This is a genomic window from Pseudoalteromonas sp. OOF1S-7, from assembly GCF_022347765.1.
Classification (GTDB): Bacteria; Pseudomonadota; Gammaproteobacteria; order Enterobacterales; family Alteromonadaceae; genus Pseudoalteromonas.
Map to the genome: position 1 here is coordinate 83,062 of NZ_JAKRFZ010000001.1, position 24,791 is coordinate 107,852.

Genomic DNA, 24,791 nt, shown 5'->3' on the forward strand with positions numbered 1-24,791 from the left:
GAAAAAGGCCAGCAATGCTGGCCTTTTTGTTATCTATTACATCGTAACCGAAAGGTGACTTAAGATTTTGCGCTTTTGCGTTTTTTCTCTTCTTCAACCCACTTGCCGTTGACATAGGTCGCTTTCCAGCCTGTCGCTTTTCCTTCGACTTCTGTCATCACGTATTGTGATTTGGTTTTACGAGAATATCGGACAACGGCCAGGTTACCATCGCCATCCTGCTCAGGTGCATCCGCCAGATAGTAGAATTTAGGCGAGATGCGATCTCTGAAACGCTTAAGCTCGGCCACTTTCGGCGCACGCGTTTCCCGCGATTTGGGGAAAGTGTGTGCGGCCAGGAAAATACCCGATGCACCATCACGAAGCACAAAATAGGCTTCTGATTTCTCACATGGCAGTTCTGGCAAGTGTACCGGATCTTCTTTTGGTGGCGCAGGCTCTCCGCTTTTCAGCAGTTTCCGCGTATTCTTACAGTCTTCACTGGTACAATCGAAGTACTTACCAAAACGGCCAGACTTAAGCTGCATATCTGAACCACATTTATCACATTCAATCACCGGCCCGTCATAGCCCTTGATCTTGAAGCTGCCTTCCTCAATCACGTAACCACTACAACCTGGGTTATTACCACACACATGCAACTTACGCTTTTCGTCGATCAGATAAGAGTCCATCGCGGTTTCACACTTAGGACAACGCTTCATCTGTCTCAGACTTTCGGTTTCAGCGTCTTCCACGTCGGCATCAACCGCTTCATCACCCGGGATCAGGTTCATGGTGGTAGTACAACGCTCTTTTGGCGGTAAGTTGTAGCCCGTACAGCCCAGGAATACCCCGGTGGATGCGGTGCGGATCCCCATCTTACGCCCACAGGTTGGACAGTCAATGTCGGTTTCAACCATCACATTCTGACGCATGCCGCCTTCGGCTTCGTCCTTACCTGCCAGTTCCAACTGATTAGAGAAATCGGCGTAAAACTTATCCAGTACCTGCGTCCAGACACGATCGCCTTCGGCAATTTCATCCAAACGGTTTTCCATTTTGGCGGTAAAGTCAAAGTCCATCAGCTCGTCGAAGTTCTCAATCAAACGATCGGTGACAATTTCGCCCATTTTCTCGGCGTAGAAACGGCGGTTTTCTACCCGCACATAGCCACGGTCCTGAATGGTCGAAATGATGGACGCATAAGTCGATGGACGGCCAATGCCGCGCTTTTCAAGCTCTTTAACCAAACTTGCTTCGCTGAAGCGTGCCGGCGGCTTGGTAAAATGCTGTTTTGGATCCAGCGCCTGCAACTGTACGGTATCGCCCACAGCCACTGCTGGCAGTGCCTGTTCTTCTTCATTTTTCTTGCGTACTGCTGGCTGTACACGTGTCCAACCATCAAAACGCAACACACGACCGCGTGCTTTTAGCGTGTAATCGCCCGCGCCCACGGTGATATTGGTCAGGTCGTATTCTGCTGGTGTCATCTGACAGGCAACAAACTGACGCCAGATCAGCTCATAAAGTTTCTTGGCATCGGCATCCACGCCTTCAACATGGCCCGACAAAATATTAACGTCTGACGGACGAATAGCTTCGTGCGCTTCCTGTGCGTTATCTTTTGCACTGTATTTAATCGGTGTACCTGGCAGGTACTTGTCGCCAAAGTTGCCCTGAATATAGCCACGTGCCATTTCAACCGCATCATTCGATAAGTTGGTTGAGTCGGTACGCATATAGGTAATATAACCGGCTTCATATAAACGTTGTGCCAGCATCATGGTCTTCTTAACACCATAACCCAGGCGGGTACTGGCAGCCTGCTGCATAGTCGAAGTAATAAAAGGCGCGCTGGGGCGGCTCTTACTTGGTTTTTCTTCAACCTTAACAACCTGATACTGAGCTTTTTGTAGCTCGCTGACGGCTTTATTAGCCTGTGCCTCATTCAGCGGCTTAAATGCTTCGCCCTGATATTTAGTCACGGCAAAACGGACGTCTTGTTCAGCTAGCGCAGTGTCTGCGTGAATATCCCAAAACTCTTCCGGAATAAACGCTTTGATTTCACGCTCACGCTCAACCAACAAACGTACCGCCACAGACTGCACCCGGCCTGCAGACAAGCCACGCGCGACTTTTTGCCACAACAAAGGTGACACCATAAAGCCTACAACGCGGTCCAAAAAGCGTCGCGCCTGCTGAGCGTATACCATGTCGGTATTTAGCTGACCCGGTGCTTCAAAGGCCTGTGTAATGGCATTTTTGGTGATTTCGTTGAACACCACACGTTTGTATTTACTTGCATCGGCACCAATCACTTCTTCTAAGTGCCATGCGATGGCCTCTCCCTCTCTATCCAAATCGGTTGCGAGATAGATGGTGTCGGCATTTTCTGCGAGCTTAGCCAGCTCCTGAACCACTTTTTCTTTGCCGGGCAGCACTTCATAGTGCGGCTCCCAGCCTTTTTCCGGGTCTATCCCCATCCGGGCAACCAGGTTCGCGTAATCTTTCTTTTTTCTGTACTCAGCTTTTTCCTCAGGTGACATCTTTCTCACTTCAGCAGGAGATTTCGTTGCCAGGCCTTTGGTTTTGCCTGCGCCCGAGGTAGGAAGATCACGGATATGACCGACACTGGATTTCACAATGTAGTCTTTACCCAGGTACTTATTGATAGTTTTTGCCTTTGCGGGAGACTCTACGATTACTAGCGATTTGCCCATAGCTGCCTATTTGACTTCTGTCTGGTTGTTGCCCTTCATTGGGCGCGATTAAATATAGGTATATCCACAAATACCTATTGTTACAAGCTTTTCATTCGATCTTTTCGCCAAGCAGTGATTTTATGAACAATTGTTGCTGTTAATTTACCCAGGCGCATAGATTGCTTGATGGAAAGGGCGAATATAGCGGATATAAAAGGAATTTCAAGAGGTAAAGGTAAAGGGCCAATGATTTGGCCCTTTTTTAGGATGATTAACCGGCGTCTTCAACCGATATTGATTTGGAAACAATTGTCGGGTTCTGCCCATCAATTGGCGCAGGAATAGTAAAGGTTATCGTTAAATTACCCGTTTTTTTACTGTTCGCTGCCGTTTCTCGAGTAACAGTGACAACCGCTTTTTTAATACCATGTAATTCTGCAACGTTGACTTTGGTATCCACCTCCTGAACCGCCACTTCACCATTGTCTGCTGTAATACTCACAGTGGTACCATTTGGCAGCGCATTGCCGAAAATATCTGAGTAATAAATCTCAATTTCAACTTTATCTGTACCCGTTCCCGTGTGAGGCTCAGCCACATCATATTCGTTGAGATCGATCCCTCCTATATCACAGAACTCAGCATCTTCTGTCGCCTCAAGATCCAACATACCGTTTACCGGCACATCAACTGTTATTGTTGCGTCTGGTTCTGCGTCAGGGTCTGGGTCTGGCACCGTAATAATGTTTGTACAATCAACTTCATTTCCTCCGATATGGCTCTTGTTCACTACAAACCTTACATAAGGCACGTCTCCGGCAATCACCAGCTCAAGGTCGCGGCGAACGTCCACTAAATCTTTAGAGCACAAGTTATCTTTTTCAGCCTCTTCACCACAAAGTAAACCATTGTATTTACCATCAGCAACGGTATAGGCAAAGTCATTGTTGGCATCCAAATAGGTTTCATTGTGACCACCCGTACTGGTACCAAACTCACATTTTTCTGCTTCGTCACTGTCATTACAGTCTATGGCATCAAAATTGCCATTCTTATTGTGGTCCACGAATGCTTCTGGTAAATCGAAAGAACTAAAAAACTCACCTTCATCAAATCGTCCGTTTTTACGGATGATGCCACCACCGCTGGGCTTATCGATAAAGCTTTCTTGTCCCTTAGCGGTTGCCATTACGGTGACTCGTCCACCTCTGACCACAGGTGTTGAAGTGCCGTCACCGTTATAGTCATACTCGCTCGGAAACCCTTTAATACAGGGCACTGGACTACCCTCATAAGTATCGCAAACATTTCCGATAGTGTTTTGCCAGGTATCAGCATCGTTATAGGGAAACTCCCCTTGTTTTCGCCATTGAACAGTACAAACGCCATCGATAATTGAACACTGATAAGATGGCGTGCCACCTGTGCCATCTATACTACCAACTACTCCGGCTTCAGCGGTCACACTAGCAACCAGGTTGTCTCCGGTTAACTGGTTAAACTGATCACCAAAAAAGACCGTGATATTGGTGGTGACACCCACCGAGTTAAGCGCATTCAAAACCAGGTTATCAGCTGCAATATCAAAGCTATTTTGGTCAGGTACACCCGAAGAGAGCACAATCCCCGAAGACACGGCATTAACCGGGTCTTCTATATTGTCTTCGGGTTCTGCAGAGCTAATGAGTTTAAAGGTAAAACCTGCATTCTCTTGAATAGGCTTACACCTTGGGTGAGTATCATCTGCAGAACACTGATCAATGACAGATTGCCAGCAAGTTGGAAATTGATTGCTTTGTGCAAAGTTCTCGATAGTTGCATCCGCGATATAGCAGGCTTCAACAACAATATCACCTGGCACAACCCCAGACTGAACGGTGGTTTGCGCAAATCCTTCGCTGTCGGTACTGCCTCTGTAATTGGTTAGCTCAGCAGAGCCTGTCAGATCGGCCAGCCTAAATTCAATATATTTTTGTTTCAAAGGCCTGTTATCCGTATCCAACAATTTAAACTTCACTGTTGACGTTGTCGGGGTTGCCCCTACCCCAGGAGGTAAAGCAATAAAGGTATTAGAAGCTTCAATAAACTGGATAGCTTGCACAGGTGCATCGTCAACAGTAAACACATAGCTTTCCGGATCGTTCACGCCACCACCAGAGGTCACTGTTACAACTATCGTGTCATTGCCGCTACAGCCCTGGGCACGATATGTAGAAGACGCTCTGCCACCTTTAGAGCGTACCTGACCATCTATCGTTGCCAACCCTTCATCGGCACAGGTCGAAGTGAACTCTACATCAACAGGTTGAGTATAAACCGAGTTATCTGGGTCCGTCTCGTCAGTGAAAATCGTTGCAGTCAGAATAAAACTGTCTCCGGCAGACAAGCTATCACGACCGTCACCTGAGTCCAGTTCACTGCTTAAACTTAAGAACAAATCCTGAATACCAACAGAGAAATTCTTGGTATCTGCTTCACCTGAATAGGTCGCCGTAATTGTACCCGCCCCCCCTGAGTCACCGGGTTGCAATTTCAGTAATCCAACGCCTTGCTGATCGGTTAAAACCTGTCCGGAAGACGGCAGGATCTGACCTTTGTTAGTTTGTACACTCACGATCGCATTCTGAATGCCATTGTTCAGGTTCGCAGTTGGAGTCAACTTCACATAAACTTCGGCCAGTTCAGTTGAGGGGACGTTGGTCACTTCATCACATTTAGCCAGATCGGCATCCGTTATTCCGTCTTCATCCCGATTGCTATCCCAATCATCGTCACAATTGATTAACAAACGTACAACCATTTTATATTCACCTTCATCGACGAATACTGCACCATCAGACGCGAAGGTAACGCGAGAGGTTGAGAACGACAGGTATTCGGCAAAAACTTCACCAATACCTGACGTGGTTGTCGCGAGCAACTCAACACTGGCCAAGCCATTATCATCGGTGACAGCGCGGCCGCTTTGAGGGTTCATTGTCGCAACTGAATCCGTTGTAAAAGTGACTAACTGACCAGCCAAAGGCAGACCATTTTCTATCAGCTGCACAGTTGCAATACCATTGTGATCTTCACCAAGTTTATTGTCGCCAGATAGCTGGGTAGAAATAGCATCGCCATCACGGTCAAGGATGCTCACAATGGAGATGTTAATACCACCATCGCCTGCGCTGTTAAAATTGAAGCTTTGAGTGACGACTTCGCCGTTATTAGCTTCATATCTCGCAGTAACTCGCCCTGCACCCGACACTGAATTGTCTGACAACGTGATAGTTGCAATACCTGCACTGTTCGTCAATACAGAGCCAGATGAAGGGTTGAGTACCCCAAACTCATTAACGGTCAGCAGCACGTTGGCATTTACAATTGCGTCACCATTTAGAGACAAAGCTGCCTGTATGGTCAGTGGGGTTTGCGCCGAAAGCGCATTTGACGTCTGGCCTTGTGCATTAAAACCAATGAGTGTGAGCTGTAAGCCACTCGCTCCAAAGTTTGGATCGGAATCTGAATAATATCTGGCCGTATTAGTCACTGCTGCTGCACCTTCACCAAATGTCGCTGTAACTTCGCCCCAGCCTTTAGTGGTGTTAGGAATTAAAGTGATTCTAGCGGTGCCCGTTGCATCCGTGTTGCTGATGCCATCAGATGGAGAAGTTACAGCTTTGCTTCCACTTAAAACCTTCACCAGTTCATTGCTCAAAGGCTGCCCGTCTTCCAGTAAAGTGACAACCACTTCTCCTCGTTTATTTGCGCTTAGCGGATTAGCTTCATTGATAATATTTTCATCTGCATCCTGAACAGCCACCATTAGTTGAATACCAGCACCTGCAGCAATACCAGCAGAGTAATAACGTCCAGAAGCTGATGCGGTTTCATCATTGTCAGGATCTTCGTAATCTACAGTGAAAGGTTCCCACCCTCGTGAGTCATTAACTGAAATTTCGAGCTCAGCTAGGCCGTCTGCGCCTGTTACTGCTGTGCCACTATCAGTAATATTGGCTAGCAACAACTCACTCACGGTAATCAATTTGTTGTCAAGAGGCTGACCATCTTTACGCAAAGAAACTTTGATTAAACCCGTTTTACCGACACTAAGCGGGTTTTGTTTATTTATCTCTGCCCCCGCACCATCTACCACTTCTACTGTCATCTGCAGGCCACCATCACCTATGGCAGCGTAAGGAACTGAGCCATTGACGGTGCTTTCGCCGACTTCAGCGGTAGCGGTAATAATACCCGCTCCTCCAGTACCATTTGCTGTAATAGTGACTTTAGCCTCACCATTGCTGTCTGTCAGCTGTGATCTGTCAGTTGCAAAGTTAGAGAACTCATCGTTGCTAAAAGTAATCAGGTTATTGGCAACAGGTACCCCATCGTTTGTGAGTTTTGCTACTACTGTGATTGGATTAGTCGTACTCAGACTACCACCATTGTCGGAACTCGTGCTGAGTACCAATTCATAATCGGTCGTTGTACCGCCACCTCCCGAGGTGTCTTTTTCAATCGAACCACCGCCACCACAGGCGACCATCAGCAAGCTGAGCAAAGTAATACTAAACCAGCGCATCAGAGACATATCCGATTCTCCCTTGCAATCTAATAATTTTGAGTTATTTTCACCATGTTAACCCAATTGTGGATCTAAAATCACAAATTTTTGGCGGCCGTCATCGATTTTTTCTGTTCATCTTCAACTATCCTGTTAGGCTATAGCGATTTTGTAAAATATAAGCGTTAGGACGATGTCAAAGGCTATGTCACACAACAAAAAAATGAGCCTAACAACTCGTATCATGCTGGGCATGGTATTGGGTGTTATTCTGGGTCTGTTAATACAAACCATACTGGGCGATAAGCCTGAAGTTGCCATCCCTCTGGGCCTGTTCGATTTACCTATCAAGGGTTTTTTTGTCGATGGGCTGTTCCACATAGGTGGCCAGATCTTTATTGCCAGCTTAAAGATGCTGGTTGTGCCTTTGGTCTTTATTTCTTTAGTGGTTGGTACCTGTAGCCTGAGCGATCCCAAAAAACTGGGTCGCCTGGGTGGAAAATCCATCTTACTGTATTTATCGACTACGGCCATCGCCATCACAGTGGCCATTTCACTGGCATTGCTGGTCAGCCCGGGCGGCGGCGTCGCTATCCCAACAACGGCCACCTTTGATGCACAACAAGCTCCGACGCTTGCACAAGTCATCATTGGGATGTTCCCGACTAACCCTATTAACGCTATGGCCAGTGGCAAAATGCTTCAGGTGATTGTTTTCGCCTTATTATTTGGTATCGCCATGGCGCTAAGTGGTGATGCGGGTAAACGCTGTGCCAAGGTGTTCGAAGATTTAAATACTGTGGTGCTGAAGCTGGTGACCCTGCTGATGAATCTGGCCCCTTATGGCGTGTTCTGTCTGATGGCCAAGTTGTTCACTACCATTGAAATGGACCTGATTGTTGAATTAGGCAAATACTTCCTGGTGGTGATTGCAGCCCTGCTGATCCATGCCTTCGTCAATTACAGCATAATGCTCAAAGTATTGACCGGTCTGAGCCCACTCACGTTCCTGGCCAAGATGAAAGATGCCTGCATGTTTGCATTCAGCACCTCAAGCTCAAGTGCCACTATGCCGGTTACGTTAGAAACTGCAACGAAGAAACTCGGTGCACATAACTCTGTGGCGTCTTTCACAGTCCCACTGGGCGCAACCATCAATATGGATGGCACCGCCATTATGCAAGGTGTTGCAACTGTGTTTATCGCCCAAGTCTTCGCGGTAGATTTAACTCTGAGTGACTATTTGATGGTCATTCTGACCGCCACTTTGGCCTCGGTTGGTACCGCAGGTGTACCAGGCGTAGGCCTGATTATGCTGGCCATGGTACTTAATCAGGTTGGCCTGCCGGTAGAGGGCATTGCCATCATTATGGGCGTTGACCGACTACTGGATATGACCCGCACCGCAGTGAATGTAACCGGCGACTGTATGGTCACCTGTGTGGTCGCTAAATCCGAAGGCGAGCTGGACATTAATGTGTTTAACGACGCCGACGCTGCCAAAGATCTGGAAGAAGACATGGATTTAGAGAAGCGCACTAAAAAGGCTTAACTCAATATACAAATAGAAAGGCAGGTCGCCCGAGCGCCCTGCCTTTTTTAATGCTTCTTACACGCAAGGTTATTTTTTGTCGTGAATTGCATCCAGGCGAGCCAGTAAACTGGAAGTGTCGAAGCGGCCGCCACCCAGCGCCTGTACATCCGCATAATACTGGTCAACCATAGCAGTCAGTGACAGTGATGCGCCATTGCTGCGCGCTTCGTCCAGTGCAATGCCCAAGTCCTTGCGCATCCAGTCAACGGCAAAACCAAAATCATATTCGCCAGCAAGCATGGTTTTATAACGGTTTTCCATCTGCCAGGAGCCTGCTGCACCTTTGGCAATGGTCTCTACTACTTTTTCACCATCCAGCCCTGCTTGTTTCGCAAAGTGCAGTCCTTCAGCCAGCCCCTGCACCACACCTGCGATACAGATTTGATTGACCATTTTACACAGCTGGCCAGAGCCCACTTCACCCAACAATTGGCTAAAGCGACTGAATGCCGCCATAACAGGCTGCACGCGCTCAAATATCTCAGGCTCGCCGCCCACCATAACCGTCAGTACGCCATTTTCTGCGCCAGCCTGACCGCCCGATACGGGCGCATCCAGAAACGCCACGCTTTGAGCAGCAGCACGCTCGGCCACTTCACGTGCCACTTTTGCCGACGTAGTGGTATGGTCTACCAGCACAGTGCCTGATTTCATGCCCGCCAAAACCCCCTCATCACCATACACCACAGATCTGAGATCATCGTCATTGCCCACACACATGAACACCAGCTCTGCATCGACAACCGCTTCTCTGGGTGTCAGCGCTGACGCACCCTGATACTGTTCGACCCAGCGCTGCGCCTTGCTATTGGTGCGATTGTAAACGGTCACCTGATGACCGGCCTGTTGTAAGTGACCGGCCATAGGATATCCCATTACCCCTAATCCGATGAATGCGACTTTGACTGACATAAATTTGTCCTATTTGGCTGTTAAGCTAGAAAGATGGAGTTGTTATACCTGAGCCATCTAAGCATGGCAAATGAAAAATACCAACTATGAATCAAGTGATTAAAAAGAAAAAACAGCAAGGAGCCTGACAGGATGGAGAACATATATCGTTTCAGCGTGAAACTACTTAATGGCGAGACGCTGGCACTCAGATCCTTACAAGGCAGACCGGTATTGATTGCCAATATTGCCAGCAAGTGCAGCTTTGCCCCTCAACTCAGTGCGCTGGAAAAGCTCTATAAAAAGTACCATCCACTGGGACTCGAAATCATTGCCTTTCCCTGTCACCAGTTTGGCCGCAATGAGCCGCTGGAAAATGAAATGCTCAAAGAGTTTTATCAGTCGCATTTTAATCTGAGTTTTCATATCTCACAAAAGATACTGGTAAATGGCCCTGATGCCCACCCACTCTTTAATTACCTCAAGGTTAATACCCGAGGGATAGCGCAAAACCGCGCGATTAAATGGAATTTTACTAAGTTTTTAGTAAACTCAGAGGGCGTGTTATTGTCCCGCTATGCACCCAGGACAAAGCCCGAAACCTTAAAATCGATTATAGAGAGCCAAGTGTCCAATGAGAGTCGCCCTATTCAGTTCGCAAAAGTATGAGTTGCCGTTTTTTGAGCATGCACTTACCAAGTTTCCTGATATTGAGTTTGAGTTTTTTGAGCAAGCACTGAATGATAAAACCGTTGCATTAGCGCAAGGGTTCGATGCCATATGCGTGTTTGTGAACGATCAGGTTGATGCTAATGTGCTGGCCGAACTCGCTGAACTGGACGTTCAGAGTATCGCGCTGCGCTGTGCAGGCTATAATAATGTCGACATCGAAGCGGCTCATGCATTGGGCATTAAAGTTGTGCGTGTACCGGCATATAGTCCTGAAGCCGTGGCAGAGCATTGTATTGCTCTGATGCTGACACTGAGCCGAAAAACCCATAAAGCCTATAACCGGGTCCGCGAAGATAATTTTGATCTCAACGGTTTACTGGGATTTAACCTGCACAACAAAACCGTCGGTATCATTGGCTGTGGTAAAATAGGTCAGGCACTGGTGGCCATTCTCAATGGCTTTGGCGCCCACGTGCTGGTTTACGACCCGAACATAGGAGAAGGCTCTTATACTCAGGTTTCTCTGGATATGCTGTTTGAACAAAGCGACATCATCACCCTGCATTGCCCACTGACCGATGCCACGCATCACATGATCGATGATGCTGCGTTTGACAAAATGAAGCAAGGCGTCATGCTGATCAACACCAGCCGCGGCGCGCTGGTAGACAGCAAGGCCTGTATTCGCGCGCTGAAATCCCGAAAACTCGGCTATCTTGGCTTAGATGTATATGAGCAGGAATCTGAATTGTTCTTTAAAAACCGCAGCGATGAAGTCATACAGGACGATGTCTTTATGCGCCTGGCAAGCTTCCAGAACGTACTCATCACCGGCCACCAGGGCTTTTTCACCAAAGAAGCCTTAACCGAAATCGCCCACACCACAGTGACTAACCTCAACGCCATTCGCACTGGGCTGGCGCTGGAGAATCAGGTTTGATGTTGTCGCTTAACGGCGCAGTGGTTAGATACAAAAAGCCCGGCGATGCCGGGCTTTTTGTATCTGATAACGATTACTTAAAGAAAGCCACATTAGCAAATACGGCGGTCATCAGCACCGGACAGACAAAGCGTACATACTGGGCAAACCAGTACATCTTGCCACTGCATTCCAGTGCCAGCTGGTTACCACGACGCCATACCCAGCCCACAGTAATAAAGTAGAACAAGCCCATCAATGGTAGCTGATATTGGGTAAATACCTGAATGACCAAGCCAAACAACCAGTCAAAATTCAGAATAATAGTACCCGAGCAGACAAACAGCACCAGCGTGACCACCCAGGTTGCCTGCGAGCGCCTGAAACCGTGATTTTCAACCAAAAATGACACCGGAATTTCGGTAGATGAAATCGTGGATGTCAGTGAAGCTATTGACATCAGTACAAAGAAAGTCAGTCCAACGAACAGGCCAATTTCGCCCATAGTTGCAAACAACTCTGGCAGAATGGCAAAGATAAGCCTGCCCTCGCCGACCAGTTTGCCATCTTGGAAAACCTCAACTCCGTTGTTCTGGGCAATAAACAAAGCCGGGATGATCAAAAGCCCAGCCAGAAACGCCACGCCAGTATCCAGCATTGCCACACTAAAGGTGAGCTTTGGCAGGTTTTCGTTTGGTTTCAGATAAGAGCCATAAATCATCATACAGCCAACACCCAGAGACAAAGAGAAAAACGCCTGCCCCATAGCAGCGATGATCAATTCTGGGTCGCCAATTTTACTAAAGTCAGGCACCAGATAAGCTTTAAACCCGGCAGCAGCGCCTTCCAGCGTGCCCATATAGGCAATCAGCGCGACCAACAACAGCAGTAACAAAGGCATGAGCCGACGCGACCAGGTTTCAATTCCGGATTTTACCCCTTGCAAAATAATGCCAGCCGTCAGCATCAGCATCAGAGGGGTAAATATAAAATTCCGTAAGGTCGAATCACCGGACAGAAAAGCACTGGCTTCATCCCAGCCAACTATACGTGTAAGCGGTTCAAGCGAATGCGCCAACATCCAGCCGGCAACAATAGAATAGAAGCTGAGCATGACGATGGCACCGGCAAGGCCGATGTAACCTGCAGAAGCACCGATTTTAGACTGTTTCTCCTGCCAGGCTTGTTTCAACGCTTTAACCGGGTTGGCTTGCGCCTGATGTCCCAGGTACAGTTCAGTGTATAAAGCGGGTAATGCCAGTAAGAAAATGACAATGAAATAGACCAGCAAAAACGCACCACCACCGTGGTTTGCAGCCTGAGTGGGGAACCCCCAAATATTACCAAGTCCGACAGCCGCACCAGCCGCCGCTAACACAAAGCCCAGACGACTTTGAAAACCTTCACGCACTTGAGCCATAATTGAATGCCAAGTTAATTATTGTTGTAGACTGGCGATTATACGCACTTGCAAACAAATTGCGAGTGTCAGTTCGGGCAAACCGGAACAGCCTGAAGTGACGGGCATTTGCCCTCTCAAACCAGGCTTACTTCACGGTTGCAACGCCATTAATACTTAGTATACGTAGATTGAAAAGCGATACTTAGAAACTCGAACCGGGCGTTTTCAAAAATGCCAATTCTTCAGCGCTCGACTCTCTGCCTAAAATGGCATTGCGATGGGGATAGCGGCCAAACTGCTCTATGATTTTTTTGTGCGCCAGCTCAAATTCATAATTAGGCTGGGATTTAAACAAGGTATCCGCCTGCTGGTGTATTTTCAGGCTCTCGCTGTGCATATAGGGCAAATACATAAAGGTACGCTGGGTTTTCTCCAGCTGCTGATCAAAGCCTTTTTCAATGGCATGCTGAGCCAGGCACAACGCCAGTGGGTCGCTGGCAAACGCCGCCGGCGTGTCGCGAAACATATTGCGTGAAAACTGATCCAGAACAATGATCTCACACAGCGCCCCAACCGCAGTTTTTCGCCATTCAGCCAGCTCCCCAGCCATGGCCTGCTGATGTAACTGTGCAAATCGTACTGTGATTTTATTATCGAACTGGGCCGATTTTTGCCACCAGTCCTGTTCCTGACATTCTACAAACCAGAATTGATAAATTTCCTGATATTCCATGGACACACCTGTGAGTAAAAAATTTTGCTTTCAGAGCGAGTATTACCCGCTCCGGATGATGTGTCCAGCCAGACTTAGCCTATGCCTGGTTTATGCAGCTTCCAATAAGCGACTATGGATCGCCTGAACCACGGCATCTGATTCCGTTTGTTCAACCAGGAAGCAAAGGTTGTGACGACTCGCGCCATGGCAGATCAAGCGAATGTTGAAATCAGCCAATACCTGCATCAGGCTGGCCTCACCATGGCGCAGCTGAATTTCGGAGCCAATCATGGCGACCAGTGTGAGGTTGTTTTCAACGCTGACCTGACAAAATTCACCCAGCTCATCCAGACACGCCTGAGCCAGTTCCGGGCGTGTGGCATTGGGGGCATTGTCAAGTGTCAGCGCTACGCTGATCTCCGAAGTGGTGACCAGGTCTACCGAGATATTATGTGCACTCAGAATAGTAAAAATACGTGCCAGAAAGCCACTGGCTAACAGCATTTCTGGGCTTTTCAGAGTTAGTAAGATTTGATTTTTACGTTGAGTTACCGCGCGAATACCCGGCTCAGAGCGATTATTTTTTTCAATCCAGGTGCCACCGGCATGGGGATCTCTGCTCGAGCCAACAAATACCGAAATACCACTGCGACTGGCTGGCAAGATAGTTGCGGGGTGCAGCACTTTAGCACCAAAGGTAGCCATTTCAGCAGCCTCATCGAAACTCAGCCGGGCAATCGGCCGTGCTTTATGGCAAAGACGAGGGTCTGTGCTGAAGATACCCACGACATCTGTCCAGATATGCACGCTTTGCGCCGCAATTGCCTCGGCCAGTAGCGCCGCACTGTAATCTGAACCGCCTCGCCCTAATGTGGTGGTTTGGCCCTGATTGTCGCTACCAATGAAGCCCTGAGTCACCACCACCTGCTCCGCAAGTTGCGGCGTCAGATGGGTCGTGGCTGCATCACGAGTTGCTGCCACATCTGGTACGGCTTTTCCAAACTGACGGTCGGTTTTGAGTACCTGACGCACATCGAAACGGCTGCTGGCAACGCCTAAGTCTCTGAGTACCTGTGTGAACAGATAAGAGGAAAAGCGCTCTCCAAAGCTCAGCATCTCGTCACATTGTTGTGCATCCAGCGCAGGTAACTGAGCAAGCGCGTAAAAAGCCTCTTTTGTGTCGTTAAAACCCGCTTCCAGATCGGCATCGAGTGTCAGGCATGCCAGAATGTCCTGCTGAATTGCCATCACAGACTGAAACAACGCCTCGCGCTCAGCCGCATCGACTTTTTGCTGTGTCAGGGTCACCAGGTGATTGGTTACACCGGCACTGGCACTGACCACCACCACGCGAACATCAGGATTATCATGGACAATAGCGGCGCATCGCTGCATGGCTTCGAAGTTTGCAACACTGGTGCCGCCAAATTTAGCAACGACATACTGGGAATTCATTTTATCTCCTTGGGATCACACGCGGCGATCAACATCAATAAGGAGAACTTGGCAACAGGGTGGACTAACCATAAAGAAATGACCTCTGCCAGAAGCTCTCCACCTGAAAACGGTGACAGTCCCGAGGATTCAACCTCCAGGACCGAAAAATCACGCCGACGTAGCATGGTTTTCCTCGGCGAGTACTTCCCTCACTGATGGTCACGGGTTATCGTCACCTCACATCAGCTACCTAAGCATCGCGCCTCTTCTGTTTATTTTGCCGGGATTTAACTGAATCCTGGCAAAATAAAAGCCCGCATTTTGAGCGGGCTTGGAAAAGGTATCTTTTAGACGTCTAGGTGTCAAGTATAAAATTGACCCTGTCATTAAAGATTAAATAAATTGCCCCATAAAAAAGGCACCGGCATAACCTGCCGTGTAGGCAATTAACAAATATAGGCTCATTCTTAAGTAACTCGTAAAGGTTAGAGCCTTTACTTTACTCATTGCAATGATCCCCGCCGCCGAGCCGATGATCAGCATAGAGCCGCCCACGCCTGTCGCATAGGTGAAGGTCAGCCATTGCTGCGGGCTCATAACGATATCTGCTTTGAGCAAAGCGGCAGTCAGAGGCACGTTATCAACTGCGGCACTCATCAGGCCCACCAGATAGCTGGCATACTGCGGGTCAACGAACTCATACAGCTGAGTGAACATATTAAGGACACCCACCTCTTTTAGCGCCCCAACCAGCAAAAGTACACCCACAAAGAACAGCAAAGTGTCGTACTCAATTTCGCGAATATAATCGATGATCTTTTTATTGACGTCCTTTTTGCGCATCAGAAACTGGGCCATCAAAAACATCACCGACAGGCCACACAGGAAAGTCAGCATAGGCGGTACCTGATATTGCACACTCAGATACAGCGTAGTCAGTACGGTCGTCATAAAGATCACCGCGATCGTAATGTCTGTTTTTTCGATCCGACGCAGTGCTTGTTTTTCAAATACCAGCTGATCTTTCATACCAATAGACAAGAGCGTAGCCAAAAGGAGTACGCTGACAATTGAAGGCGCTACCAGCAATAACAAGTCTGGAATGGTTACCTTACCGGCAAGGAAGATCATCAGCGTGGTTACATCGCCGGTGATCAAAGAGACACCACCCGAATTAACACTAAAGATGATCAATGTGGCATACTTAATGAGTTTCTTCGGATCGAGTTTGAGCGACATCACCACCGCCAGCGAAATGAGCGTTGCTGTAATATTGTCAGAAATCGAAGAAAACAAAAAAGCAAAGCCACCCACCAGGAACATCATTTTGCGTTCACTGATCTGGGTTGGCATCACGCGGTGCACAATGTTTTGAATAAAACCTTTGGAGTTCAGATAGGCAACAAAGGTCATCGCAGCCATCAGGAATAGCCACAAGGTGGCGATTTCGAGAATGTTGTGATCGAGCTGATGTTGTATAGTTTCTGAGCTTTCGCCATGAAGTGGGGAGATAAATAGGATAATCCAACATAAAGTGCCAAAAAAAAGGGTCGTTTTGGCCTTGTTTACATGGATAATATCCTCTATAACGATAAGCACAAAAGCGACCGCTATCAGGGTTAGGATAATGGGCGTGACCATATGCGTAAACAACCTGTAATCAAAAGTAAAAATTGTGAAGGGTAACGTTTTCGGCGCGGAGTCTATCACTTAGCAGCACACTGTGCCACGAGTAGTTACACATTATGACAATTTTCTTACCTGATACCGTCACAAAATTGATACACACTGGAAAGCTATGATCCCAGCCAAAAAAGTATTAAATACGCTGAATGAACACTGGGGCGTCCTGGAGCTGCTTTTTAAACGCTTTAAGATGGCCGATTTCAGCCTCAAAGATGTGCAAAACATCATCAAAATGAAAAACCCCAGCTGGTCAAGTGAGCGCATCTACAAAGAAACCAACCGCTTACTTAATCAGGAAATTATTATTCCTCTGGCTAAATCGTCACAGCTCGAAATTAACCGTGCCGTGGCCGACTTTGCCAGTTTCTTATTACAAGAAGAGCACCTTGGTCTGGCTGAAGAGATCACGGTATTAGTCAAAGATCTGCAACGTCTGGGTGAACGCCTGGCGCAGGCCGGTGATGAAGGCGATCACAGCGAACTGCGCCGTTTTAGCCGCATTATGGATGAGCGGGTCCGTAAAATCGTCAAACTCTACCACCATAATGAAAGCGCCATCATGAACCTGGTCGAACAGGCAAAGTCCGATCAGGGAAACCTGTCTTTGCAAAAACGCTACCGGGCTGTGATAGAGGCATTTGACGAATACATCGAACCTATGCTGGAAATGGTCGATATTCACGGCCCCTTTCAGGCCTGTTTCACCACCATAGAACATCAGATCAGTGAACAAATCGCGCAAATTGAACAGCTGGGCCGGGGTGCACAGGACAAACGTATGCTTGAACAACTGCGTACCCGGATCCTTGATATGCATCTGATCGGTCGTGAAAGCTTAGGTAAAAGCGCTGATATGCTGATGCCACTGCGTGAAGAACTCAGACGCAACACCCTGATCACCCGCCAGGCGGCCAAAGTGCTGGGCCTGATCCGTAAAAATGGTGTTGATCGCATGCTCGCGCCGGTGCAGCCGCACTTTGTTTCAGACATTCAGCGTTTCAGCCTCGGCCAGCAGCGTCATATGGTGGCTTATATGGCCAGCCTCAGCGAGTTTGAACACGAAGAATACCAGCTACCCGATCAACAGGATGTACCCGCTTATCAGAGTCCAAATATTCCCGATTATTCGGATGTGCGTAAATCATTTAAAGGATCTGGTAAAAAACGCACCGCCCTGCTTGGCTTCCTGAGTGAGCAATACCCGGCACTGGAAGCCGATGAAATGCTGTTCCTGTACCAAAAATTGATCAGCGATCCTGAACTCGATATCGCCCAGGACGAGCAACGGCAAACGATGCAAATCGCCAACACCCGCATTCGACTTTATCCGTTCAGTGCAACGGACAAGCAAACAGATAACCACAATTAGTAATCACCATGACACAGATTAATCTAGACGAACTCAGTCAGTTACAGGCGATCAATAAGAAATTGGTCAGTGGCTACCACATCAGCGAGCAGGACACCACACAGTGGCAGGAGCTGGACCAGCACATCGAATCTTATCAGGCGCTGTTCAGCGCGCTTGGTCACGACCTGCAACACGACAGCCGGGGGTTTTACTACCTGGCCAGTGACGAAAGCACCCCCAATATGGGTAAGATCTCCCGGGCCATCGCGCTGACCGTATTTATCCTGATCGAGCACTTTGCCAACCAGGGTAAAGATCCACTGCGCGCCCTATTTGACGAAGTATTAGACCTGGAGCTGATGCAGACTCTGGTGCAGCTTAACAAGCACCTGTTTGATCAGCTGGAGATTTTCTCAGGCTCAGATCTTCGCAAAGACGTGTGTCTGCGCATGGTGCGCCTGGGACTGGCTCGCGAAGTAGAGCAAGGCTTTTCGCTGCTGGCGCCGGTTTATCGTTATATCGATGCGCTGATGGAAGTGAACGAAGACAATTACGACACACTTGAGGATGAAGTATGAACAAGCTGTATGGTCTCAGTAAACTCGCCCTGCTAAACACCGCAGGTTATGCCAAGTGTGTGATCCCATTGGATAAAAGTGCGTCTATCTGTGCCCCAAACAACACAGGTAAAAGTTCGGTTATCAATGCCTTGCAGTTTCCGCTGATCAACGATTTACGCCTGACCGAATGGGATGGTCACGATCTGGAAGAAACCCGCAAGTTCTACTTTTCAAGTGATCAGTCTTATATCCTGCTTGAAGCCAACCTGCCCCATGGCGACGTGGTGATTGGCGTTGCGGGTTTAGGTAAAATTGCCGGCTATGCCCACCAGTTCTTTTGCTATAACGGCAAACTCAATCTGGACGACTTTACTCAGGGCAAAAGCATCATAAAGTACACCAAACTGTTCAATCACCTGCAAGAAAAAGGTTTTAACCCCGTTGAGCTAAAGGCCGCGGAGCTGAATGCATTATTGACTGGCGGCGCAACACCATACGATGGTGACATCAACCTCAAGATGATCCCACTGAATAATGTTCAGGATGCCGCAGTATATAAAGAGATCTTCCGCCGCATCCTGAACCTGCACAAACTGGGTGCCCATGACGTAAAACGCTTTATGCTCAAGGTGTTTGAACGCCATATGTCCAACTCCAAAGTCGACTTCTATGAAGTGTGGCGTCGTGCGTTTGATAAAGTCAATCGCGCTCGCCGTGAGCTGAACGCACTGGAGTCTATGCAGGAACCCATTGCTGCACTGGAGCAAATGATCGAAGGCGAAGCGACGCTCAAGGGTAAACTTGCCGCCTATGCGCCTAAGCTCGACAAAGCCATTGTGGAGTTTGATGAGTATCAGCAGAGCCAAATTGGCGAGCTCAATGAGCAGCTTGAAAACATCGAGCAGGAAAAACGCGACTTTGAAGAAAAGCAACAGCTCTATGTGCAGCAGTCTCGCGATATTGAACGTAAGCAAACCCAGATTGAGCAATGGTTTACCGACTATCATGCACTCAAATCCGAATTTGAACTGACCAACCATGCCACACTGAAAACCAACCTGACGCTACTGAAAAAGGAGTACGAGCAACTGTCGTTCTCGATTAACAGTGCTCAGGGCCAGAGTCTGCACACCCTCGACTACCGGATTAGCGAAACACAAAAGCAGGTTAAGAGCCTGAAGCTGCAGATGAAAAACCTGGAGTTCAACCTCTTTACCCGAATGCGTGAAGATCTGTCACTCAAAGAAGTCGAAGAGATCTCTCGCATTCTTAACCCGGATATTTTGTCTTTTGCCACCACAGGTAAGGGCGAAGTTGAGATCAGTGACGACGATGCCTTCGGTGATTTCCTGGCCCAGTTGTCAACAGCGGTCAAAGGCGGCGAACTTAAACTGCCCGGCGCCACCATCAAGCTGAAAAAGCTGGCGCCGGTACAAATGCAAAGCGGCGAAAACAAAGCCCAGTTGCAGGCAAAGTTAGACGCATTACAGCAGTCACTGCAGGAGCTGAAGCAACAGCGCGAAGTGTCTGCCAATGTGGCCGAAAAGCAGCAAGAGCGTGATGCCCTGTACGATGAACTGATGGCCACCGAAGCCGCACTCAAGCGCTTTGAGCAATTCCAGACCATGGCGCAGTCAGCGGAAGCACAACAGGCATTACAGGATCAGCTGCAAGCCGAACGTGAGCAGGTCGACGACTATCTGCAAGATGTGCAACGTAACGCCGGATCCATTTCCGACCGCCGCTCTATCATCAAGAGCAAACAAGATCTGATCCTGCGCCAGGCGGATCGCCTGAAGCAAGTGAAATCGGAACGCATCGATCACACGCTGGATTTATATAGTGGTAAGCAAACCCCTTACCCGGTCGAAATCAATCTGGATTTCGACAATCTCGCGGAAGTGATCCATCAGTTCAATAAAGACTGCCAGGAACTGCGCAATCTGGATGTGAATGTGCGCAATACTTATTTGCACATTTACAATGCCGGTATTACCAAGTTCGACAACGAAACAGACGACGCAACAAAATACGCCAAGCTGATCAGCGCCTATCACAACATCGACAATGAGCGTGATGCGGTGGAGCGCCAGGCCCGGGTTGCACTGACCGAAGTTGCTGCGACCATCAAAGGTCTGCGTGAAGACTTAGATCGCCTGCGCCGGGAAATGAATAGCTTTAATAAGGGCATTAGTCAGCACCGTATCTCTAACCTTAAGGCGTTCAAGATCAATGTGATCCCAAGGAAAATGCTGGTTGAGAGCATAGATACCATTATCGCAACCTCCGACTTGTACGAGCAAGGCGAGAGCTTTGACCTGCTCAGTGAGCAGCCAGCCGACAGCAATGCCGTTAACGAGGCCAAAGATCACATTATCAAGCTGGCCAGTGATAAAGCCGGCCTGACACTGACCGACCTGTTTGATATCCGCTTTGAAGTGGTTAACCGCGCAGGCGATACCGAGCACTTTGATAAGATTGACTCGGCCGGTTCGAACGGCACCCGGATCACCATTAAGTTGTTGTGTGGTATGTTGTTTATCCGTTACCTGCTCTCCGATCAGGAGCAGGCAATGTACCGTATTCCGATCTACATTGATGAGGCGGCCGACATCGATCCGCAAAACCAGAAGGCGATTATAGAAACCGCCCTCAGCTTTGGCTTTGTACCGATTTTCGCCTCAGTGAAGCCCCAGATCAGTTGTGATTATCTGGTGCCAATCCGCAGCGTCAACCAGGGCAGCCAGAACTGGGTTGACGAAAAAGACTGGATCGAAGTCGAGCACAGTTAACGCAAAATCAGGGCACTATTCAGTGCCCTTTTTTGTGATGATCTTCCCACTTTAACTGTCGTATACTAAGGTACGCATTAGATTTTTTGTTTTTTAGGAGTAAGCCATGCTGAACCAACTGAAAAAGCACCTTGCAAACACCCGAACCTTTGCCGTTGTGGCAAGTTTACTGATGCTCAGTGCCTGTGGCACTACACCTGACTGGGACTATGACAAGTCCGTCGAGTTTGCCAACTATAAAACTTATGCCTGGTCAGCTGAAGCCAGCTTGCAGGCGCGTCCGCAAAACTATCAAGTCAACGGACTGATGGAAAAACGTATTCGTAACGCCATTACCGAGCAAATGGCCAGCCAGGGGTTCAAACTGGCAGACCCGGCTCAGGCCGATATTCTGATCAACTACCACGTTGCCGTAGACAAAAAGCTTGAGATGGATACCTTTAAGGTCAGTTATGGTGCACGCTGGAGCTACTGGGGCTGGGGCGTCGACCATCACACCACAACACGAGAATACAAAGTCGGCACGCTTGTTGTGGATATTATCGACCGGACTTCTCATCAGTTAGTCTGGCGCGGTGCCAAAGAAAGCCGTTTGCGCGCCAAGCAAACACCTGAGCAACGTACCGAGTCTGTTAATGAAACCATTGCTGAGATCCTGGCGAACTTCCCGCCTAAAGTTCAGCACTAAGTGTGCCTGGCATAAAAATGGTAATTTGTATCAGAGGTACTTAAATGTTTGTAGTGAACGTTTTGTCTGTCTACGATTGAGAAATTGTTCAATATATACAAGATGTTTAGCTTTCTGATTAAACGTACATACTAAACCCAAGTATGTACGTTTTTTACCTTGTTAAAATATCAACCTCAAAATCAGCAAACCAGGGTACCACCAAATACATAGTACTGACGACAAAATTACACCTACCCCTTTGTGGGAATATCAAATATAACGGATTGCTCTAGAATCACACTATCACTCTGAAAAAGGAGCAGATGATGAATCTAGTACAACGCACTGTTCAGGAACTCGCCGTTAATGTTCCTGGTGCAATTGAATTATTTGAGACTTACCAAATAAACTACAAGACGCATAAAAGGCAACCATTGCAAGATGCTGTTTTAGAAGGTGAACTGAAGCTGTTTGAAATTACTGAACGTCTGGAGCTTCTGTTGCGTACCGGTCCGGACAGCGACTACGAGCGGTGGCGGCATGTCAGTGCCTCCGAGTTGATAACCCATATTCTTGAGAATTATCACGAAAAGCATCGTGTTCAGTTTTCAGACGCTATCCGGCTCACGCAAAAAGTGGCGGCTGCTCATGACCACCACCCCAGTTTTCCACACGAATTGGAAGCCGAGCTAACGCGAATGCAGTTTGACCTTGAAGAACATATGATGAAAGAAGAGATGATCCTGTTTCCGATGATGGAAAAGGGGCTTTACCCGAGTGGGCCTATCTCAGTCATGGAAGCGGAGCATGTTGATCATGCCAAATCTCTGGAGTGCCTCAGGGTGTTAACTAATGAGTTTGCACCGCCAGCCGATGCCTGCAACAGCTGGGCCAAACTGTATACTGATTTACAGACTCTCTATTTTGATTTGAAAGCACATATCCACCTTGAGAACGATATTCTGTTTCAACCACACAATTAAGTGCTCAAAGTCGTTAACGATGAAAAGGCCGCCGTTTAATCTGCGGCCGTATCTTCAAACTTTCCATTCTGGTTACCTGGCGTTGCTTGCCCAGTGCTTATTTAACTCCGCTGCTTATGATAATGCCTTAATCCATGCTCTGCTCTGCGGCCCTTGCTGAACGCCGAAATTCGTTTTAGGTATCCTATTACCCGGGTAGCAAAATCAACATCGATGGAGCCACAGGCAGTGCAGTGCATTCGAGTGGATTTTTCAATATGCCCGCAGCCATTACAGATGGTGGTTTTAACATTAATACAGAAATAGTTACAGCCGGTTTTGGCGGCAATCCCGAACAAGTGCAGGTATTGCTGCTCGTCTAAGTGCTCCTCCAAATTCAGGTGCAGGGCTGAGCCGCCATCCAGATACTGAGTTAGTGCCTTACCATGCAAAATAAACTTGTCCAGGTGATTAAGGGTGTCGTCTTCTACCCGATAAAAATAGCTGTTGTAGCAGTCTCGTGGCACAACATAGCCATCTTTTGCATCCCATTTTGCATTCTTCACACCCAGGTTTTCGGCCGGTACAAATTCGGTATTAAATAAATACCCTGTTTCTTCAGTTGCAGCCCGGTTAAGCTGATAGATCACTTTGAGCTGCGACTGCACCCACGCGTTGTACTGTGAATTGGTACCAACCTCGATACCCAGATACTCGGCCGCTTCCACCAGCCCGTTAATGCCAATAGTCAGAAACTGTTTGTCAAAAGAGATAAAGCCCGCATCGTAAACCGGCAGTAGTCCTGCTGTCTGATACTCTCCCATCAGCCTGCGGTAGGCTATCTGGTACTTATGTATTTTTTCGACTTCGGTTGCGAGATCCCGGCCGTCCTGCACCAGTCGGTTCATATTCAGTGTGATAACATTTACTGAGCCTGTCGCGACACCACCCGCTCCCAGGCTGTAAGAAAAGGTGTGATCGCTGATTTCGTTTCTCAGCCTGCAACAGGACGCCAACGAGTCTGCACGCTCAGACTGATAAACAAAAAATGCCCCACCCTCACTGAGGTTTTTAGCACACATACTGGCAAACCCCGTATCCACTGGCTCGCCCGCTTTTACCAGCATGGCGGCAGTTACCACTGGAAACGTTAAAATGGCTTTGTTTCGCTCGGCGTTAAACCAGTCAAGAAAAAAGTGTTGCAGTGCCTTAACCGACGACCAGCCCGGCGGGGTCATATCAGGAAAGATAAAGTGACCAAACATGGCCTCAAAGTAGGGCTGATCATACAAAGAGATATTCCAAAATACACTTTGATACCCCCGTGCGGCGGCAGGCTGATTTAACGCATACACCACGTGTTGCAGGTGGTTTTCAATCTTTTTGCTATGTGTAGTTAGGTAGTCGTCACCATAATCTTTACGCGCAAAATAATCGAAGTACATCAAAAACTCGACCGTCGCAACCGCGCCCGCAAACTGCGCACTAATGGCGAACACCAGATTCACAAAACTGCCACAGAAAGACTCCAGATGCTGTGGTGCTTTTGACTCTCCGCCGAGGCGGGTCAGCCCATCCAGTAAAAAAGGGTACATAGTAATAGACGTGCAATAGGGTTTCAGGCTGGTTTCATCGTGCACATAGATCTCGTGATCGGTGATCTGGCGCTGATATTCCTGTGCCAGTGCATCGCCGTAAAGCGCTGTGATTTTTGCGGCCACCTGTGCCCGGTTGACCTGAATAAAATAGTCTTTCATCAGTTCAGATTCTAAGGTGGCGATGTTTTTGAGCGTCACATTGGCGTTGGCGTCCATGGTGGAGCCGTCGGCGGCATTATGCGCCGCACAGTAGTTGTCGATAAAACGGCGTTTTTCTTCGAGTTGATGCTGGGTCAGCACAGACATAGA

The 24,791-nt window shown here is 48.2% G+C and carries 16 protein-coding genes and 1 riboswitch; of the genes, 8 read left to right on the forward strand and 8 right to left on the reverse strand.

Translation table 11 applies throughout. From position 1 onward, the window contains the following. Positions 1 to 59: 59 nt before the first annotated feature. Entirely contained in the window at positions 60 to 2,702 is a 2,643-nt protein-coding gene (gene topA / locus MHN33_RS00370; RefSeq protein WP_239393183.1) for a type I DNA topoisomerase, read from the reverse strand. 253 nt (positions 2,703 to 2,955) lie between these two features. After that, on the reverse strand, positions 2,956 to 7,260 hold the full coding sequence (locus MHN33_RS00375; RefSeq protein WP_239393184.1) for a hypothetical protein: 4,305 nt from the start codon (positions 7,258 to 7,260) through the stop codon (positions 2,956 to 2,958). 178 nt (positions 7,261 to 7,438) lie between these two features. On the opposite strand from MHN33_RS00375, the gene MHN33_RS00380 reads away from it, so the two are divergent. Continuing rightward, the gene (locus MHN33_RS00380) at positions 7,439 to 8,785 is read left to right on the forward strand and encodes a dicarboxylate/amino acid:cation symporter (RefSeq protein ID WP_239393185.1); all 1,347 of its coding nucleotides are present in this window, start codon (positions 7,439 to 7,441) and stop codon (positions 8,783 to 8,785) included. Positions 8,786 to 8,854: 69 nt separating this feature from the next. Here the strand turns inward: MHN33_RS00380 and MHN33_RS00385 are convergent, their stop codons facing one another. Then, positions 8,855 to 9,739, reverse strand: coding sequence for an NAD(P)-dependent oxidoreductase (locus MHN33_RS00385; RefSeq protein ID WP_239393186.1), 885 nt, complete (start codon positions 9,737 to 9,739; stop codon positions 8,855 to 8,857). Positions 9,740 to 9,871: 132 nt separating this feature from the next. Between MHN33_RS00385 and MHN33_RS00390 the strand changes: the two genes are divergently transcribed. Further along, complete coding sequence (locus MHN33_RS00390; RefSeq protein WP_239393187.1) at positions 9,872 to 10,387, forward strand: glutathione peroxidase; 516 nt, start codon at positions 9,872 to 9,874, stop codon at positions 10,385 to 10,387. Further along, positions 10,353 to 11,330: a 2-hydroxyacid dehydrogenase gene (locus MHN33_RS00395; protein WP_239393188.1), complete on the forward strand. Its 978-nt coding sequence runs from the start codon at positions 10,353 to 10,355 to the stop codon at positions 11,328 to 11,330. Before MHN33_RS00390 ends, MHN33_RS00395 begins: the two co-directional genes overlap by 35 nt. A 73-nt stretch (positions 11,331 to 11,403) precedes the next feature. On the opposite strand, the gene MHN33_RS00400 is transcribed toward MHN33_RS00395, so the two are convergent. From MHN33_RS00400 to nhaD, 4 genes are all read right to left on the reverse strand, one after another. Continuing rightward, entirely contained in the window at positions 11,404 to 12,729 is a 1,326-nt protein-coding gene (locus tag MHN33_RS00400) for a sodium-dependent transporter (protein ID WP_239393189.1), read from the reverse strand. Between the two features lie 184 nt (positions 12,730 to 12,913). After that, on the reverse strand, positions 12,914 to 13,444 hold the full coding sequence (locus MHN33_RS00405; RefSeq protein ID WP_239393190.1) for a DUF924 family protein: 531 nt from the start codon (positions 13,442 to 13,444) through the stop codon (positions 12,914 to 12,916). Between the two features lie 90 nt (positions 13,445 to 13,534). Further along, positions 13,535 to 14,881: a lysine-sensitive aspartokinase 3 gene (gene lysC / locus MHN33_RS00410; protein ID WP_239393191.1), complete on the reverse strand. Its 1,347-nt coding sequence runs from the start codon at positions 14,879 to 14,881 to the stop codon at positions 13,535 to 13,537. Between the two features lie 84 nt (positions 14,882 to 14,965). Beyond that, a riboswitch (Lysine riboswitch) is annotated at positions 14,966 to 15,139 on the reverse strand. A 117-nt stretch (positions 15,140 to 15,256) separates the two neighbouring features. Continuing rightward, positions 15,257 to 16,504, reverse strand: a complete 1,248-nt coding sequence (gene nhaD / locus MHN33_RS00415; RefSeq protein ID WP_239393192.1) for a sodium:proton antiporter NhaD — start codon at positions 16,502 to 16,504, stop codon at positions 15,257 to 15,259. Positions 16,505 to 16,661: 157 nt separating this feature from the next. Here nhaD and MHN33_RS00420 point away from each other — a divergent pair, with 157 nt between their 5' ends. From MHN33_RS00420 to MHN33_RS00440, 5 genes are all read left to right on the forward strand, one after another. After that, a complete protein-coding gene (locus MHN33_RS00420; RefSeq protein WP_239393193.1) occupies positions 16,662 to 17,918 on the forward strand; it encodes a hypothetical protein in 1,257 nt (418 codons plus the stop codon). 8 nt (positions 17,919 to 17,926) lie between these two features. Continuing rightward, positions 17,927 to 18,478 (forward strand): hypothetical protein, encoded by a 552-nt coding sequence (locus MHN33_RS00425; protein ID WP_054016843.1) that lies wholly within the window; start codon positions 17,927 to 17,929, stop codon positions 18,476 to 18,478. Then, a complete protein-coding gene (locus MHN33_RS00430) occupies positions 18,475 to 21,252 on the forward strand; it encodes an ATPase (protein WP_239393194.1) in 2,778 nt (925 codons plus the stop codon). Before MHN33_RS00425 ends, MHN33_RS00430 begins: the two co-directional genes overlap by 4 nt. 106 nt (positions 21,253 to 21,358) lie before the next feature. Beyond that, entirely contained in the window at positions 21,359 to 21,940 is a 582-nt protein-coding gene (locus MHN33_RS00435) for a DUF4136 domain-containing protein (RefSeq protein ID WP_239393195.1), read from the forward strand. A 305-nt stretch (positions 21,941 to 22,245) separates the two neighbouring features. Then, positions 22,246 to 22,905, forward strand: coding sequence for a hemerythrin domain-containing protein (locus MHN33_RS00440; RefSeq protein WP_239393196.1), 660 nt, complete (start codon positions 22,246 to 22,248; stop codon positions 22,903 to 22,905). A gap of 101 nt (positions 22,906 to 23,006) precedes the next feature. Here MHN33_RS00440 and nrdD read toward each other — a convergent pair whose 3' ends face one another. Next, a complete protein-coding gene (gene nrdD, locus MHN33_RS00445) occupies positions 23,007 to 24,788 on the reverse strand; it encodes an anaerobic ribonucleoside-triphosphate reductase (protein WP_239393197.1) in 1,782 nt (593 codons plus the stop codon). Between the last annotated feature and the right edge of the window lie 3 nt (positions 24,789 to 24,791).